Here is a 17708-nt window from a genome sequence, read left to right as displayed (position 1 = left end):
TCTGTGTAGGAGCGGGTTTACCCGCGAATACGGTAGCGGCGGTAACGGTGAACGGTGGGTGGGGATTGGCCAGCAGGCCCGGCCTCTTCGCGGGTGAACCCGCTCCTACGGGCGATCGCACAGGTCCGAAGGTTTGTGGGTACCTTGTAGCGAAGAGGGCCGTGCCGTCTCAGGTCAAGGCAGTACTTGCTTGAACGGCTTGACCACAACCTTGTCGTACACGCCGGCAGCGATGTACGGGTCGGCATCGGCCCAGGTCTGCGCGGCTGCCAGCGACTCGAATTCGGCAACGATCAGGCTACCGCTGAAACCCGCTTCGCCCGGGTCGTTGCTGTCGATGGCCGGGTGCGGGCCCGCCAGCACCACGCGGCCTTCGGCCTTGAGCTGCTGCAGGCGTTCGATGTGCGCCGGGCGGGCAGCCAGGCGCTTTTCCAGGGAGTTTGCGACGTCGCTGGCGATAATGGCGTAGAGCATGTCAATCCTTGGTTTTGGAAGTAGAAGGGTCATCGTGCAGGTGGCGCGACAGGTACACGCCTTGCACCACCAGGAAAATCACGGTCATGCCCAGGCTGCCGAACACCTTGAAATCCACCCAGAAGTCCTGGAAGGTGAAGGCGACGAACAGGTTGGCCGCGCCGCAGAACAGGAAGAAAGCGATCCAGGCCAGGTTCAGGCGCGTCCAGATGGCATCAGGCAGGGTCAGGGCGTGGCCCATGATGCGCTTGATCAGCACCCGGTCGCCGATGAGATGGCTGCCGGCAAAGCCCAGGGCAAACAGCCAGTTCACGACGGGCGCTTTCCATTTGAGGAAGGTTTCGCTGTGGAAGGTCAGGGTCAGGCCACCGAACACCAGGCAGGCGATCAGCGTCAGCCACTGGCCTTTCTCCAGCTTGCGCTGACGCAGGAACAGAGCGCCGTACACGACCAGCGAGCTGATGATCAGCATGGCTGTGGCGCTGTAGATGCCGCCAAATTCGAAGTGATGGCCGGCGACTTCCATGGGGCGCGGGTCGAGCTTGTAGACGATGAAGAACAGCAGCAGCGGGATGAAATCGATGAATTGTTTCACAATGGCAGCCAGAATCGGGATGTGACGGCATAATAACAAACATCGATTCCAGCGAAAGCGCTCCTCCATGAATGTTGATCTGCACTGTCACAGCACGGCCTCCGACGGCGCCCTGTCGCCTTCCGTACTGGTTGCCCGGGCCCATGAACACGGGGTGCAAGCACTGGCGCTGACCGACCATGACACCCTCGAGGGCCTGGCCGAAGCGCGCCAGGCCTGCGCTGACCTGGGGATGCACTGGGTTAGCGGGGTGGAGCTGTCTTGCACGTGGGGCGGCGCGACCATCCATGTGCTGGGCTATGACTTCCCGCTCGACGCACCGCCGTTGCTGGCGGCAATCCAAGCGTTGCACCGCGGCCGCTGGCTGCGTGCCGAAGAAATCGACAAACGGCTGGCGGCCAAGGGCATGCCCGGCACGCTTGAAGGCGCGCGCGCCGTGCAACACGAACTGGGTGACAGCGGCAACGCCCCGGCGCGGCCGCATTTTGCCGAATATCTGGTGCGTGCCGGCCACGTCAAGGACCGTGGCGAAGCGTTTCGCAAGTGGCTGGGCGCCGGCAAGCTGGGCGACGTCAAGCAGCACTGGCCGACGCTCGACGAAACCGTTGCCACGCTGAGGCAGTCCAACGCCTGGGTGAGCCTGGCGCACCCCATGCACTACGACCTGACCCGCAGCAAGCGCAGGCGGCTGATTGCCGACTATATTCAGGCAGGAGGGCAGGCGCTTGAAGTGGTCAACGGGATGATGCCTGCCGAGCAAGTGGGCACCATGTCCATCCTTGCCCGTGAGTTCGGCCTGCTGGCAAGCGCTGGCAGTGACTTCCACGGCCCCGGCACCTGGGGCGAGATCGGTGCCTATCGGCCTTTGCCCGAGGATCTGCCACCTTTGTGGCGTCGATTCAGCCATGAACAGCCTTTGGCGCTATGAACAGGACGACTACGTGAGCCAATTTTTCCAGATTCATCCGGAGAACCCACAGGCGCGCCTGATAAAACAGGCCGTCGAGATCATCCGCAAGGGGGGCGTGGTGGTGTATCCGACGGATTCGGCCTATGCGCTGGGTTGCCAGATAGGCGACAAATCGGCAATCGAGCGGGTGCGGCGCCTGCGCGGGCTGGACAAGTCGCACAACTTCACCCTGATGTGCTGCGACATGTCGCAACTGGGGTTGTATGCCAAGGTCGATACCGGCACCTTCCGCTTGCTGAAGGCGCATGTGCCGGGGCCTTACACCTTCATTCTCAACGGCACGCGTGAAGTGCCGCGCCTGCTGTTGCACGATAAGCGTCGCACCATCGGGCTGCGTGTGCCGGACCACGCCATCACCTTGGCCTTGCTGGCCGAGTTGGGCGAGCCACTGATGAGCGTAAGCCTGATCCTGCCGGGTGACAGCGAGCCGATGACCGACCCTTACGAGATCCGTGAACGGCTGGAGCACCATGTCGACCTGGTGATCGATGGCGGGTTCGGCGACCTCAAGGCGTCGACCATCATCGACCTCTCCGGCGACGAACCGGAACTGATCCGCGAAGGTTGTGGCGACCCCACGCCATTCCTGGTCAACGCGTGAGCCAGCTGGAAGCGCCTGAGGCGCCGGCCGAACGGGTCGAGGAGCCTCGGCAACTGCAGTTGGCGCTGGTCTATGGCGAAGCCCTGACCGAGCTGCCGCTGGACTTGTACATCCCGCCGGACGCCCTTGAAGTCATCCTCGAAGCTTTCGAAGGCCCGCTGGACCTTTTGCTGTACCTGATCCGCAAGCAGAACATTGACATTCTCGACATCCCTGTCGCCGAGATCACCCGGCAGTACATGGGCTATGTAGAGCTGATGAAAAGCGTGCGCCTTGAGCTGGCCGCCGAATACCTGGTGATGGCTGCCATGCTTGCCGAGATCAAGTCGCGCATGCTGCTGCCGCGCTCCGCCGACGTCGAGGAGGAGGAGGGTGACCCACGCGCCGAGCTGATCCGCCGCCTGCAGGAGTACGAGCGTTTCAAGGCCGCCGCCGAGGGCATCGACGAACTGCCACGGGTCGGACGCGAGGTGGTGGTACCGCGCCTGGAGGCGCCGCAGGCCAAGGTACGCAAGCTGTTGCCTCAGGTCAGCCTGGAAGAGCTGCTGGTGTCCATGGCCGAGGTGATGCGCCGCAACGACCTGTTCGAAAGCCATCAGATCACCCGTGAGACCTTGTCCACCCGCGAGCGCATGAGCCAGGTGCTGGAGCGCCTCAAGGGCGGTGCCTTTGTGCCGTTCATCGCGCTGTTTGCTGCCGAGGAGGGCAAGCTCGGTGTGGTGGTGACCTTCATGGCCATTCTCGAACTGGTGAAGGAATCGCTGATCGAACTTGTGCAGAATGAACCTTTCGCCGCCATTCACGTGCGGCTTCGCCCGGCGCCAGTTGAAGAACCCGATGAACCTGAATGAACCCCGCGACCTGGCGTCGCTGATCGAAGCCTTCTTGCTCGCTTCGGGCAAGCCGCAATCCCTGGAACGCCTGTACGAGCTGTTCGAGGAAGCCGAGCGCCCTGAGCCCAAGGTGTTCAGGCGGGCCCTGGAGTTGCTGGGCAAGTCGTGCGATGGCCGTGCCTTCGAGCTCAAGGAGGTGGCCAGCGGCTATCGCCTGCAGATCCGCGAGGCGTATGCCCCTTGGGTCGGGCGCCTGTGGGAAGAGCGCCCGCAGCGCTATTCGCGGGCGCTGCTTGAGACGCTGGCCCTGATTGCCTACCGCCAGCCGATCACCCGTGGTGAAATCGAGGACGTGCGGGGCGTTGCGGTGAACAGCAATATCATCAAGACCATGATGGAGCGCGAGTGGATTCGCGTGGTCGGCTACCGCGAAGTGCCCGGCCGGCCGGCGATGTTCGCCACCACCAAGGCGTTTCTCGACCATTTCAACCTCAAGAGCCTTGAGGACCTGCCGGCATTGGCCGAGCTGCGCGAAATGGAACCAGAGCCGCAACTCGACCCGGATGATGCGCCGGTGCCTGCGCACCTGCAGGCGTTGGCGGATGCCAGCCTTGGGGAGGAGGAGGTTGGTGAGCCGAAAGAGGAGACCAGCTTCCGTAGCCTGTTGGTGGAGCTGGATGCCATGGAAGACGGTTTGAAAACCGATTTTGATGATTTGCGGGGAGAAGAGCCTGAGCCTTCGGTGGAGGAAGAGAACAAGGCACAACCCTGATTGATCTGCTGCCTGCGCTGGCCTCTTCGCGGGCAAGCCCGCTCCCACAGGGGGATCACAGCTCCTGAAGGTTGCGTGTACCTGTAGGCGGGCTTGCCCGCGAAGAGGCCAGCACAAAGCCCACTGGGCAGAAAATCATACCCAGCCCAACAAAACCCTCTACCCTCCAGTGCGTTCGCCTGATGAACCGCGTATGATGCGCGGCCTTTTGGCACGTTCGTCGCCAGAACCCTGTTTTCATTCCTACACCGGGAGGTGCCCAGATGAGTGAGCAAGACCTGAAAGAAACCGAAATCACCCCGCCATCCGGCGAAAAGCTGCAGAAAGTGCTGGCGCGCATTGGCGTGGGCTCGCGGCGTGATGTCGAGGCCTGGATCAGCCAGGGTCGCATCAAGGTCAACGGCGTCGAGGCCACCCTTGGCCAGCGCGTCGACCTGCACGACGCCATTGCCGTGGACGGCAAGCTGATCAAGCGCGAGGAGGCCGCCGAGGCCACCCGCCGGGTGATCATGTACAACAAGCCCGACGGCGAAATCTGCACTCGGGACGACCCGGAAGGCCGCCCGACCGTGTTCGACCGTTTGCCACGGCCGAAAGAAGGCCGCTGGATCAACATCGGCCGCCTCGACATCAACACCACTGGCTTGCTGCTGTTCACCACCGACGGTGAGCTGGCCAACCGCCTGATGCACCCGTCCTACGAGATGGACCGTGAGTACGCGGTACGTGTGCGTGGTGAAGTCGACGACGAGATGATCGAGCGCCTGAAAGCCGGCGTAATGCTGGAAGATGGCCCGGCCAAATTCACCGACATCCAGAAGGCCCCGGGTGGCGAAGGCTTCAACCACTGGTACCACTGCGTGGTGATGGAAGGACGTAACCGTGAGGTGCGCCGCCTGTGGGAATCCCAGGGCATGGTAGTCAGCCGCCTGAAGCGTGTGCGTTTTGGCCCGGTGTTCCTCAATTCCGACCTGCCGATGGGCCGCTGGCGCGAAATGACCCAGGGCGAAATCGACATCCTCGCCGCCGAAGTCGGCCTGCAGCCGGTCGCGCTGCCAGCCATGAAGCTCAAGGCCAAGGACAAGATGGAGCGCCTGCAGCGCAAGTCGACCCGCCCGCTGGGCCGTGGCGAGCGCGTGCGCAACCTGCGCCCGGCACACGAAGGTGCCGCCACTGGCGAACGTCCGGCGCGTCAGCCGCGTGAAGAAGCTCCACGTAAAACCAACCGTGGCAGCACGGTGGCTGAGCGCCCGAGCGAGATGCGCAAGCGTCCAGGCAAGGCTGATGGTGACAAGCCAGCAGGCCGTGGCCGCGGCAAGCCGCGTGGCTGATAAGCCAGTGTGACAATCAAGGAACCAGCCTTCGGGCTGGTTTTTTATGCCTGCGAGAATCCGGCCAAGCGGCCCAAGATATTGAACAAAAAGAATTTTCCGGACGACTGGCAAGTTCTTGAACCGTCATGTAAAGAAATTTGTACAAATATGGCCGTTTTCAGTCCGCATTTCAGATCAAGCCCGATCGTGTAAACAAACCTTGCCGGCGTTCATGCACCAAAGCCGTCGCCATGGCGCCAGCCACCCTTGCCCAAACCCCCGTCCTCACGGTGTTATAGCCGCCATTGCCTTGTGCAGGAGCCCGCCCACCGAGCCGGGCTGACAAAACAACAAATGGAGGCGCCATGTACGCCGATCACTCCGCCTTTGAAGGCCTGTACCACAGGAACGCTGCGTTTTTTCCCGAGGAAACGATGCAACGCGTTGACGCCTGCGCGTTTGCAGGGGTATACAGTGCGCCGCGTTTTACCTGTGACTCTCTTGCGTACCGCGCACTCTTGATCACGCCTGGTTGACCCGCTCCGGCGGCACCTGAGGTCAAGAAACCCAAGGTAACCACCTTGCCCATTCCGCTGCGCCACGAGCGCGGTGGGTCCGATTCCGTCACAGATAAAAACAATGCAGGTGACTTCGTTCATGAGTGGACAAAACATGCATTCAGGCGAGCTAAAGCGGGGCCTGAAGAACCGCCATATCCAGTTGATCGCCCTCGGCGGTGCGATTGGTACCGGCCTGTTCCTCGGCTCGGCAGGCGTGATGAAATCCGCCGGCCCGTCGATGATCCTTGGCTACGCCATCTGCGGCTTCATCGCCTTCATGATCATGCGCCAGCTGGGTGAAATGATCGTCGAAGAGCCGGTGGCCGGCTCGTTCAGCCATTTCGCCCACAGCTACTGGGGTGGTTTCGCCGGCTTCCTGTCGGGTTGGAACTGCTGGGTGCTGTATATCCTGGTGGGTATGTCGGAGCTTTCGGCGGTCGGCAAGTATGTCCACTACTGGTGGCCGGAGATCCCCACCTGGGTCACGGCGGCAGCCTTCTTCGTGCTGATCAACGCCATCAACCTGATGAACGTGAAGTTCTTCGGTGAAGCCGAATTCTGGTTCGCCATCATCAAAGTGGTCGCCATCGTCAGCATGATCGGCCTGGGTGCCTACCTGCTGACCAGCGGCAGCGGCGGCCCTGAAGCCACCGTGGCCAACCTGTGGTCACACGGCGGCTTCTTCCCCAATGGCGTCAGCGGGCTGGTAATGGCCTTGGCTTTCATCATGTTTTCCTTTGGTGGCCTGGAAATGCTTGGCTTCACCGCCGCCGAGGCGGACAAGCCAAAGACTGTGATCCCCAAAGCGATCAACCAGGTCATCTACCGCATCCTGATCTTCTACGTCGGTGCCCTGGTGGTGCTGCTGTCGCTGACCCCGTGGGACACCCTGGTCGCCAGCATCGACGCCTCGGGCGGCAGCTATGGCAGCAGCCCGTTCGTGCAAGTGTTCTCGCTGCTGGGCAGTGACGTGGCTGCCAACCTGCTGAACTTCGTGGTGCTGACTGCGGCGCTATCGGTGTACAACAGCGGCACCTACTGCAACGCCCGCATGCTGCTGGGTATGGCCGAGCAGGGCGATGCCCCGGCGTCGCTGGCCAAGGTCGACAAGCGTGGCGTGCCAGTGCGTTCGATCCTGGTGTCGGCAGCCGTGACCTTCGTCGCCGTGCTGCTGAACTACCTGATGCCGCAAAACGCGCTGGAACTGCTGATGTCGCTGGTTGTGGCCACCCTGGTGATCAACTGGGCGATGATCAGCTACTCGCACCTGAAGTTCCGTCAGCACCTCGACCGTACCGGCCAGAAGCCGCTGTTCAAGGCGCTCTGGTACCCGTACGGCAACTATGTGGTGCTGGCCTTCGTGGTGCTGATTCTGGGCATCATGCTGATGATCCCGGGCATCCAGGTGTCGGTGTATGCGATCCCGGTGTGGCTGCTTGCGATGTTCGTGGTGTACATCTTCAAGTCTCGTCGCCGGGTCAATGCGGGCGGTGCTGTTGAGACTGTCGCCAAGTAAGGCGCCATAAGTGGTAGGCGAAAACCCGGAGTCAGGTGACTGGCTTCGGGTTTTTTGTTGCCTGTGCGGGCCTGTTCGCGGGTGAACCCGCTCCTACGACGACCTGGTATGCCTGAGGCTTGCGTAACCCTTGTAGGAGCGGGTTTACCCGCGAATACGGTAGCGGCGGCAACGGTGAGCGGCGGGTGGAGATTGGCCAGCAGGCCCGGCCCTTTCGCGGGTGAACCCGCTCCAACAGCGTTGTCCTCAGGTCAGGTGACCCCGCCAAAAATCAGATCTGCTCCAGCAACCACCCTCTGAATGCCCGCAACGATGGCAGCGCCTCATTCCTCGGCGGGTAGATCAGGTAATAACTGCGCTGGCTGGCAAACGCTACGCCCGGGCTGTACAGCTCTCCCTTGGCCAATTCCTCCTCCACCAATATGCGCGGTACCAGCCCGATTCCGATCCCGGCACGTACCGCCTGGATCAGGTGCGAGGTCAGCTCGAAGCTAGGCCCCAACCGCATCGCCCGATGCGGCAGGCCATGATGGGTAAACCACTCGCCCCACGCATGCGGGTTGTTGGCCACATTCAGCAGCACCTCTTCGCTGATCCTGGCCGGGCTCCAGCCCTGGCTGTCGGCACCGGCTTCCGGCGGCAAGATCACCACCAGTTCCTCGGCATGCAGGCGATGGCAGACAAGCCCCGGCAAGTCGTGGCTGGCCACGCCGATGGCGGCATCGATTTCGCTGGTGTCGAAGTTGATGGTTTCAATGCGTGAATGAATATGCACCAGCATGCCCGGGTGAGCGCTGTAGAACGCATGCAGCCTCGGCAACAGCCATTTCGAGCCGAATGTTGGCAGGGTAGCCAGGCGCAAGGTGCCCACCCCCGATTGATAGGCCAGTGCCTGCAAAGTGGCGCTGCGGATGCGCCCCAGTGCCTCGCTGAGTTCGCGCTGGTACAGGCGGCCGACATCGGTCAGCTGCACCTGGCGCCCCTCGCGACGGAACAGGGTCAGGCCCAACTGCTGCTCCAGGGCCTGTACCTGGCGGCTGACCGCGCTTTGGGTCAGCGACAGTTCGGCGGCGGCGCGGGTGTAGCTTTCATGCCGGGCGGCGGCCTCGAAAGCCAGCAGCAGTGACATGGATGGGGTCAGGTGGCGGTAATTCATTCATAAAAGTCATTGATAGCGGCAGGATTATCCGTTTGCCCCTGACGCGAAACTACAGGAACATTGGCCTATACGTCATCCCGGCATGGCTGAATCCATGCCGGGGCGACAGGTATCCCGTGATCTAGCCAATATCAAGAGGCCATCCTTCGATGATCGCCCAGCTGTCCACCGTTGCACCGAGCGCCAATTACCCCGAATTCCTCGAAGCCCTGCGCAACAGCGGCTTCCGTGGCCAGATCAGTGCCGACTACGCAACCCGCACGGTACTGGCCACCGACAACTCGATCTACCAGCGTTTGCCGCAGGCGGCGGTGTTCCCGCTGGATGCCGACGATGTGGCGCGGGTCGCCACGCTGATGGGCGAGCCGCGCTTCCAGCAGGTCAAGCTGACCCCGCGCGGTGGTGGCACCGGCACCAACGGCCAGTCGCTGACCGACGGTATCGTCGTCGACCTGTCGCGACACATGAACAACATTCTCGAAATCAACGTGGAAGAGCGCTGGGTGCGGGTACAGGCCGGTACGGTCAAGGACCAGCTCAATGCTGCGCTCAAGCCGCACGGGCTGTTCTTCGCCCCTGAGCTGTCCACCTCCAACCGCGCCACGGTCGGCGGCATGATCAACACGGATGCCAGTGGCCAGGGCAGCTGCACCTACGGTAAAACCCGCGACCACGTGCTGGAGCTGCACAGCGTGCTGCTCGGTGGCGAGCGCCTGCATAGCCTGCCGATCGACGATGCTACGCTGGAACAGGCCTGCGCCGCGCCGGGCCGGGTCGGCGAGGTGTACCGCATGGCCCGGGAAATTCAGGAAACCCAGGCCGAACTGATTGAAACCACCTTCCCCAAGCTCAACCGTTGCCTGACCGGCTACGACCTGGCGCACCTGCGCGACGAGCAGGGCCGCTTCAACCTCAACAGCGTGTTGTGCGGCGCCGAGGGCTCGCTGGGGTATGTGGTCGAAGCCAAGCTCAACGTGCTGCCGATTCCCAAGTATGCGGTGCTGGTCAATGTGCGCTACACCAGCTTCATGGATGCGCTGCGTGATGCCAACGCGCTGATGGCGCACAAGCCGCTGTCGATCGAGACGGTCGACTCCAAGGTGCTGATGCTGGCGATGAAAGACATCGTCTGGCACAGCGTTGCCGAGTACTTCCCGGCGGACCCCGAGCGCCCCACGCTGGGCATCAACCTGGTGGAGTTCTGCGGCGACGAACCGGCCGAGGTCAACGCCAAGGTGCAGGCGTTCATCCAGCACCTGCAAAGCGACACCAGCGTCGAACGCCTGGGCCACACCTTGGCCGAAGGCGCCGAGGCAGTCACCCGCGTCTATACCATGCGCAAGCGTTCGGTGGGCCTGCTGGGCAACGTCGAAGGCGAAGTGCGCCCGCAGCCGTTCGTGGAAGACACCGCAGTGCCGCCAGAGCAGTTGGCCGACTACATCGCCGATTTCCGCGCACTGCTCGATGGCTACGGCCTGGCCTACGGCATGTTTGGCCACGTCGATGCCGGCGTGCTGCACGTGCGCCCGGCACTGGACATGAAAGACCCGGCGCAGGCTGCGCTGGTCAAGCCGATCTCCGACGCCGTTGCCGCGCTGACCAAGCGTTATGGCGGCCTGTTGTGGGGTGAGCACGGTAAGGGCCTGCGCTCGGAATACGTGCCCGAGTACTTCGGCGAGCTGTACCCGGCATTGCAGCGCCTGAAGGGCGCCTTTGACCCGCACAACCAGCTCAACCCGGGCAAGATCTGCACACCGCCGGGCAGCGCCGAGGGCCTGACCCCGGTCGATGGCGTGACCCTGCGCGGCGACCTTGACCGTACCATTGACGAGCGCGTATGGCAGGACTTCCCCAGCGCCGTGCACTGCAACGGCAATGGCGCCTGTTACAACTATGACCCCAACGACGCCATGTGCCCGTCGTGGAAGGTTACCCGCGAACGCCAGCATTCGCCCAAGGGCCGCGCCTCGCTGATGCGCGAGTGGCTGCGCCTGCAGGGCGAGGCGAACATCGATGTGCTGGCTGCGGCGCGCAACAAGGTGTCCTGGCTCAAGGGCCTGCCGGCGCGTCTGCGCAACAACCGCGCGCGCAAACAGGGCCAGGAAGACTTCTCCCATGAAGTGTATGACGCCATGGCCGGCTGCCTGGCGTGCAAGTCGTGCGCCGGGCAGTGCCCGATCAAGGTCAATGTGCCGGACTTCCGCTCGCGCTTCCTCGAGCTGTACCACGGTCGCTACCAGCGCCCGCTGCGTGACTACCTGATCGGCTCGCTCGAGTTCACCATCCCCTACCTGGCGCACGCGCCGGGGCTGTACAACGCAGTGATGGGCTCGAAGTGGGTGAGCCAGCTGCTGGCCGACAAGGTGGGCATGGTCGACAGCCCGCTGATCAGCCGCTTCAACTTCCAGGCTACCCTGACCCGTTGCCGCGTCGGCGTGGCCTCGGTGCCGGCCCTGCGCGAGCTGACCCCGGCCCAGCGCGAGCGCAGCATCGTGCTGGTGCAGGACGCCTTCACCCGCTACTTCGAAACGCCGCTGCTGTCGGCCTTCATCGACCTGGCCCACCGCCTGGGCCACCGGGTATTCCTGGCACCGTACAGCGCCAACGGCAAGCCGTTGCACGTACAGGGTTTCCTTGGTGCGTTCGCCAAGGCGGCGATCCGCAACGCCACGCAGCTCAAGGCCCTGGCCGATTGCGGTGTGCCGCTGGTGGGGCTGGACCCGGCGATGACGCTGGTGTATCGCCAGGAGTATCAGAAAGTGCCAGGCCTGGAGGGTTGCCCGAAGGTGCTGCTGCCGCAGGAATGGCTGATGGATGTGCTGCCCGAGCAGGCGCCGACCGCACCGGGCAGTTTCCGCCTGATGGCGCACTGCACCGAGAAGACCAACGTGCCGGCCAGCACCCGGCAGTGGGAGCAGGTGTTCGCCCGTCTGGGGCTGAAGCTGGTGACCGAGGCCACGGGTTGCTGCGGTATGTCCGGTACCTATGGGCACGAAGCCCGCAACCAGGAAACGTCTCGGGTCATATTCGAGCAGAGCTGGGCGACCAAGCTGGACAAGGAAGGGGAGCCGCTGGCGACCGGTTATTCGTGCCGTAGCCAGGTCAAGCGCATGACCGAGCGAAAGATGCGTCACCCGCTTGAGGTGGTGTTGCAGTACGCTCAGCGCTAAGGTTCTGGGCCTTTGGGGGCTGCTTTGCAGCCCTTCGCGGGTGAACCCGCTCCTACGGGGGATCGTGCACGCCAGGCTGGCGCGTCAACCCTGCAGGGGCGGGGTTACCCGCGAAGAGGCCGGCGCCGGCAATAGCGCTTTCAGGCTTCTGTTGTACGGTCCCTGCCACGGCGCGCCTGGCGGTACAAATAGAAGCTCAACACCAATCCGCACGCTGCCGCCGCCGCCGCGAACAGAAACATCGAAGCAAAGCCGAACCCCGCCGCCACCGCACCGACCAATGGCCCGGTCACCCCCAGTGACAAGTCGATGAACAGCGAATAAGCCCCCACCGCCGCCCCGCGGTTAGCTGCCGACACTTGGTTCACTGCCTCCACGCCCAATGCCGGAAACACCAGGGAGAAACCAAACCCGCTCAGTGCAGCCCCCGCCAAGGCCAGTTCGGCGTTGGGTGCCAGCCACAGCATCAACAGCCCGAGCGTTTCCACCGACAGGCAGGCGATCGCCACCCTGAAACCACCGATGCGGTTGATCAGGTTACCAAAGAGCAGCCGTGCGCTGATGAAACTGGCGCCGAACAGGCTCAGGGTCAGCGCCGCATTGGCCCAGCCACGGCTTGCGTAGTACAGGGTGATGAAGGTGGCGATGGTGCCAAAGCCGATCGAGCCCAGGGCAAGCCCCGAGCCATGCGGGAATACCTTGCCCAGCACCCGCAGGAACGGCAGGCGTACACCGCTGACGATGGGGGCGGCTTGCTTGGGCCAGGCCAGCAGCATACCGAGTACGCACAGCAGGATGATGCTCACACCCATGCTCCACAGCCCGAGGCCCTTGACCATCAGCACGCCCAGCGGGGCGCCGATGGCCAGCGCACCATAGCTGGCGATGCCGTTCCAGGAGATGACCTTGGCCGTGTTCGCGGCACCCACCCGGCCAATGCCCCAGCCGATCGCGCCAGAGCCAACCAGGCTTTCGGCGCTACCCAGCACCAGGCGGCCGACCAGCAGGCAGGTCAGGCTCAGCCAAGGCAGGTGGGTGAGGAAGGCGCAGGCCAGCATGAATACCCCGCTGAGCCCGCAGCCGGCCAGGCCATACATGACCGCCTTCTTGCTGCCGTGGTTATCGATGATGCGGCTGGCGCCAGGGCGGCTGAGCAGTGTCGCGAGGTACTGCACGCTGATCACCAGGCCGGCGACCACGGCACTGAACCCCAGGTCGTTGTGCACATAGCCGGGCAACACGGCCAGTGGGATGCCGATGTTCAGGTAGCCGATGAAGGTGAACAGGACGATGGAGACGACTTGCCCAGTGACGGCAAGGGACGTGGGGCTGCGAACTGGCATTGGGGATCCGTTGCTGCGGTAAGGATGGCGGTGTGTGCCGCCATCTTAACCACAGCAAGGGTGTTTGCGGGCGAAGCTGTCAGCCTGTAGTCAGTTGGTGTATTCGAGCATCCAGGTCACACTGAACTCGGCTTGCGGGTAATCCAGCCGCAAGCGCGGCAGGACGAAGCCACCACAGGAGCGACAAGAGTCGAGCAGTGTGAAGACTTCGATACGCTCGACCTCCGTGTGGCGGTGAAGCAGCCTGCGGTTCAGCGCGCTGGCGATGTGCCGTTCGGCATCGAGATGTCGCTTATGGACGCGTGTCCACAGGAAATCTGCGCGCCGCAGGGTGGGCAGCTCGGTAAACCGCGGGTCTGGCGGGAAAAACTGGTTAACCTGACGTGCATCGACATAGTCCACAGCCGGTGTGAGGCGGGGCGTCGGGATGATATGCAATGCGCGTCGGCCAGGGCTGCCTGACAGGGCGAAGAACACCACGCGGCTATGGTCCTTCAGCGTGACGCTGGCAAAGGCCAGGTTGACTGGGTAGAGGTGCTGACGCAGGGCGGCCATCGCGTTGTCGTCGAGCGACTGCGCACCTGCTGCCGGTGTGTAAGGGGTAGTGGCGCCGCGCGCAGGTAGCAGATCGTCCAGTACGCCAAGGATGTGTTGGCGGTCTGCGGCGCTGGTGCTGTGGAACTGCCTCCAGATCGGGATTATCTCCCGGTTCAACGCTACGATGCCGCGACTGGCGGGGCCCGCCAAAGCGTCCTGGGCCGTGCTCTGCGTGAGGATGTTGCGCGCGTAATCCGGGAGCAGGCGCGACTCCATGGCTTCGATGAACTGCAGGAATCGCGAGGGGTGGCGGAGCTGCCATGTTCGCCCTTGTTCTATCCAGTCGCGCAGCAATCTGGTCACGTTATCGACATCGCGCTGCAGGTTGGGGCGCTCGGCGACGATGCGGTAGGTTTCGCTGATTTCCAGGTACCGCTCGATGGCCTCGTGGTCGGTGATTCTCTCGAACTTGCGACGCAGCCCTCTGGGTGGATGTGGCAGCGAAGCTGGCAGTGCCGGGGCATCCAGCAGCTTTGTCTGCCACGCCCAGGGCTGATGGGGGGCGCCATAAAATACCCCCAGATCGGCCTCGACGATCAACCACTGCTCACCGCGCCAGTCGATCAATGCGCCGCGCAGGGTACGGCGGTCGGGAATGGTCCGCGCCAGCCCGCCCAGGCGCACGGGAGGGCAGTGCTCGGTAATCTGCCTGACTTGCTCGATCGGCATGTCCGCAGGCAAGCCAAAGCGTAGTTCAGGCGATGGGTCGACCACGATGCGCCTGTGGTACACGGGCGGCGAGATGATGCCAAGGCGTAACTGGGTTTCTCCGACGGGCAAGGCTTTCAATTGCCTGGGGTGATTAGGGGCGTGCACGACGACCTTGCCCTCGCGCACCATGACCTGCGCCCAGATGTCGAAGCGTGTGTGCTGCGGGCGGTAACGAATCGGTACCGGCTCGATCCGCACGGTTTGGAAGGCGTGACTGACGTGTTGTCCGAACACGGGTGTGCCCGCGTCATTGGGCAAGGGCGAGAAGCTCAGGGCCATTTGCGCTTCGCCGCCGGGGTAGGGCGGCGGCACCACGGTGGGCGGCTGGCCGAGTAGCGGCTCATGGGCAACCCGACGGACCAGCCCCGAGGTGTTCGGCGTTTGCAGGCGATAGGCGGCGCCGTGAATGATTGCATCGACCGTGGCATTGTCGCGGGGTATGAGCGTGGCGGTCCCAGGCAGCTCCCGTGGCAACGGACCATGGCTGTCGGGTACCTGGTCAAGTAGCAGGGCATCGGGCGTTTGGCCCGGCAGTACCCTTCGCTGCACCATGAGCTCCCGGGATTCGGGAACGACCGTTGTCAGTTCGGGCGCGCTGCGCCAGCGCTTGGGCGGGGTAATGCGCTCGCTGAAGTCTGGCGTGACGGGGATGCTGCTCCAGCGTCGGGCGGCACGTGCGGCGTTCAGGCGTGCGATGCTGGCACTTTGGCCCAGTACGCCGGGAAGCTTGGCCAATGGTTTGAAGGCCCGTCCACCGAGCGTGACTGCCGCGCCTTTCAGCGCGGCGATGTCCAGGACGCAAGCCAGTGCATCGCTGCCATCCTCTGGGTTCAGGCAACTCAAGCCTGGTATCAGGTTGGAAAACAACCGTTGCAAGTAGCGCCCAGTGCTCACGGACTGGCGCCTGGCCAGGAATTGTTCGTGCGGGGTAGCGCCTTTGCCCAGTGCATGCAAGGCATCCCGATTGCCCAAGGCGATATCGCTGGCGTAATGCCTGGCCAGTGAGTCGAGGCGATCTTGCGAAGGGGCGCTGAGCACTTGTCGCAAGGCGGGGAAGTCGGCAGCAAGCCACGGCAGTTGCGATTGGTTGTATTCGCTGTAGACCAGCGTCAATTGCTCGGCCAGGCGTGTCGGCGCTGTGCGGGCAATGAAGTGCGCTTGCCAGTGCAGCCGTTCGGGGAACAGCTCGTAAAGCCAATCGCCCTCGGTGCCAGGGGCATGTACGACGAAACCCTGGGTGGCCGTCTGCATGTGCCAGTCCGCTCTGGGGCTGGAGCCGTACTCAGGTCGGTTATGGGGGCCCACGTAGACCGGCCAGGTAACGGCGTAGGCGGTCCAGGGGCCGTCACGCAGGCGGTCCTTGATGTCTTCCGGCAGGTGGTTAAAACAGCGGTGCAGGATACCTTGATAGAGGATGATGGCACGCTGTTCCCAAGCGCCGAAGGCCACTTCATACCAGGCGGTCACGTTCGGTAAGCGGGGGTTGTTTCGGTAGCCTGCGCCATGGTCGAGGTACATCAGCAGGTGCTCTTGGCCGTCAGCATTACGCGACTCTGGCGCTATCCGGCTCTGGAGCAACTGACGACGCGCCTCCTCGAAGCGGTCGGGGAGATCGTTGAGGCTTTCAACGTCCCTGACCGCCAGGTAGCGGTGCAACGCCAATTGCCATTGCTGGTGCGACCAGGGCGGGGGGAGTTCGAATGATCCGCGCAAGGGTGCCCACACGGCCAGCGTCTGGCGCAGTGCTTCGTCGGGAACAGGGTCATCCTCTTGCAGGGCCTGGCGCGTGACCTGTTCTGCATTGTCGAAGGTCATCGGTTGCTGGCGGGCGCTGAGTATCAGGGCCCCCTGGCGGATGCTGGCCCAGCGCAGGTCGGGCTCAAGGCTGAAATCGGCCGGGTAGCCACTGAGCAGTAGTTCGGGGGCGAAGCGGCGCATCAACAGTTCACCGGCCAGTTGCGCAATCGCCGGGGTGCAGGCGAGGCGGATTTGCACGCTGTTGATCAGGTCGAGGCGGATCTCCTCCACGGGGAGCGTGGCATTGCCGGGGCTGAACAGATCGAAAGCCATGATCAGCCCCGGCTGGCGGTCATCGGGTGGGTACAACACATCGATCAAGGTTTGTTCGGCCAAGGCCAAGTGATCGGAGCTGGCGTCCCATTCTGCCGAGGCGGCCAGTTCGCCGGCCCATCGGGTGAACATGGATGAATGCAACAGGGCGTCGAGCGCTTGAGCTGCTGGCGCATTCAATGCCGGGCCTGGGAAAAACACCTTTCCATTTTGATCAGGGGTTACGCCAGCCTCCCGTTCGCGGGCAGTGGGCGGGCGGTAACGCCTGCCTTGTGCATAGACGGTGGCACCGAGAGCGTTGAACAGGTGTACGGCAAGGTGAACGCCGGCTGGAGGCTTCAGCAGGTGTCTGGCCAGCGTGGGGAGGTCCAGGTAGTTGTCCAGCATCAGTGGACGGGAAGGCGATCGTGGGGGCAGGGGGGTAGTTGGCAAACTGGGGTAGAGCAGCAAGGCGGCCGCTACGAAGCAGTCACGTTGGGTCAGGCACACCCGGCGGGCCCAGAGTGCCTGGGCAAGGCTGCAACTGGCGTAGGGCCATGGATAGGGCAGGCCTTCGCTCAACTCGGCGATCAGTGAGGCATCGGTTGCCGTGATCACGATATGGGCCAGTTTTGCCTGCAAGGTCGCCACCAGGTTCGCCTGCACTTTGCTGCCGGCGGGCCGTCGCAGCATGCGGTTGAAGTGCTCATGCGCTGGTTCACGGGCGAAAGCTTCGGCCAGCTGCTGGCGCAGGTCATGATCGCTCAGGTCGACGGGGAACAGGTCTGTGAAGCCCAGTGCCTGGTTGAAATGTTCGCGCAGTGATGTGGCCAGGTCCATTGGGCCGGACAGGTCGCTGTGCAGGCGCACGTTTTCGGCGTCCAGGGTGTTTATCCGGGTGAGTAGGTCGGCGGCGTCAGTAATGGATGACATGGCTCTGCCTCTTTGCGGTTGGAGGCACGAGTCTGTGTAGGGTAGGGGCGGGGTAGGGGGTAGTGGGTTGTTACAACGTTGATTTTAGACGGTGTGAAAACGTGATGACGGG

Annotated in this window: 12 protein-coding genes; 7 read left to right on the top strand and 5 right to left on the bottom strand. The window is 63.3% G+C overall.

Translation table 11 applies throughout. The features are described from left to right. Positions 1 to 174 precede the first annotated feature (174 nt). Together ACF8EF_RS10050 and ACF8EF_RS10045 are read right to left on the bottom strand one after the other, a co-directional pair. Complete coding sequence (locus tag ACF8EF_RS10050) at positions 175 to 474, bottom strand: YciI family protein (RefSeq protein WP_003254549.1); 300 nt, start codon at positions 472 to 474, stop codon at positions 175 to 177. A gap of 1 nt (position 475) precedes the next feature. Continuing rightward, positions 476 to 1069, bottom strand: coding sequence for a septation protein A (locus ACF8EF_RS10045; protein ID WP_392460958.1), 594 nt, complete (start codon positions 1067 to 1069; stop codon positions 476 to 478). 67 nt (positions 1070 to 1136) lie between these two features. Between ACF8EF_RS10045 and ACF8EF_RS10040 the strand changes: the two genes are divergently transcribed. From ACF8EF_RS10040 to ACF8EF_RS10015, 6 genes are all read left to right on the top strand, one after another. Further along, on the top strand, positions 1137 to 1997 hold the full coding sequence (locus ACF8EF_RS10040; protein WP_176685216.1) for a PHP domain-containing protein: 861 nt from the start codon (positions 1137 to 1139) through the stop codon (positions 1995 to 1997). A gap of 13 nt (positions 1998 to 2010) precedes the next feature. Then, positions 2011 to 2640, top strand: coding sequence for an L-threonylcarbamoyladenylate synthase (locus tag ACF8EF_RS10035; protein WP_103444853.1), 630 nt, complete (start codon positions 2011 to 2013; stop codon positions 2638 to 2640). 110 nt (positions 2641 to 2750) lie between these two features. Further along, the gene (locus ACF8EF_RS10030) at positions 2751 to 3491 is read left to right on the top strand and encodes a ScpA family protein (RefSeq protein ID WP_162149596.1); all 741 of its coding nucleotides are present in this window, start codon (positions 2751 to 2753) and stop codon (positions 3489 to 3491) included. Further along, complete coding sequence (scpB, locus tag ACF8EF_RS10025) at positions 3478 to 4245, top strand: SMC-Scp complex subunit ScpB (RefSeq protein ID WP_392460956.1); 768 nt, start codon at positions 3478 to 3480, stop codon at positions 4243 to 4245. Before ACF8EF_RS10030 ends, scpB begins: the two co-directional genes overlap by 14 nt. Positions 4246 to 4508: 263 nt before the next feature. After that, positions 4509 to 5576, top strand: a complete 1068-nt coding sequence (gene rluB / locus ACF8EF_RS10020) for a 23S rRNA pseudouridine(2605) synthase RluB (RefSeq protein WP_176685218.1) — start codon at positions 4509 to 4511, stop codon at positions 5574 to 5576. A gap of 639 nt (positions 5577 to 6215) precedes the next feature. Continuing rightward, positions 6216 to 7634: an amino acid permease gene (locus ACF8EF_RS10015; protein WP_176685219.1), complete on the top strand. Its 1419-nt coding sequence runs from the start codon at positions 6216 to 6218 to the stop codon at positions 7632 to 7634. A gap of 271 nt (positions 7635 to 7905) precedes the next feature. On the opposite strand, the gene ACF8EF_RS10010 is transcribed toward ACF8EF_RS10015, so the two are convergent. Then, entirely contained in the window at positions 7906 to 8790 is an 885-nt protein-coding gene (locus ACF8EF_RS10010; RefSeq protein ID WP_176685220.1) for a LysR substrate-binding domain-containing protein, read from the bottom strand. 152 nt (positions 8791 to 8942) lie between these two features. Between ACF8EF_RS10010 and ACF8EF_RS10005 the strand changes: the two genes are divergently transcribed. Beyond that, positions 8943 to 11963, top strand: a complete 3021-nt coding sequence (locus tag ACF8EF_RS10005) for an FAD-binding and (Fe-S)-binding domain-containing protein (RefSeq protein ID WP_392460954.1) — start codon at positions 8943 to 8945, stop codon at positions 11961 to 11963. A 140-nt stretch (positions 11964 to 12103) separates the two neighbouring features. Here ACF8EF_RS10005 and ACF8EF_RS10000 read toward each other — a convergent pair whose 3' ends face one another. After that, positions 12104 to 13306 carry an MFS transporter gene (locus ACF8EF_RS10000; RefSeq protein ID WP_176685222.1) on the bottom strand — a complete coding sequence of 401 codons (1203 nt, stop codon included), beginning with the start codon at positions 13304 to 13306 and terminating at the stop codon, positions 12104 to 12106. Between the two features lie 90 nt (positions 13307 to 13396). Beyond that, positions 13397 to 17596: a deaminase domain-containing protein gene (locus ACF8EF_RS09995; protein ID WP_392460953.1), complete on the bottom strand. Its 4200-nt coding sequence runs from the start codon at positions 17594 to 17596 to the stop codon at positions 13397 to 13399. Positions 17597 to 17708 lie beyond the last annotated feature (112 nt).

Origin of the sequence: Pseudomonas sp. zjy_15 (assembly GCF_043101865.1) — a bacterium.
In the GTDB taxonomy this organism is placed as follows: Bacteria; Pseudomonadota; Gammaproteobacteria; order Pseudomonadales; family Pseudomonadaceae; genus Aquipseudomonas; species Aquipseudomonas putida_Y.
Note: the sequence above shows the minus strand (reverse complement) of the source record. Positions and strands in the feature narration are given on the sequence as shown.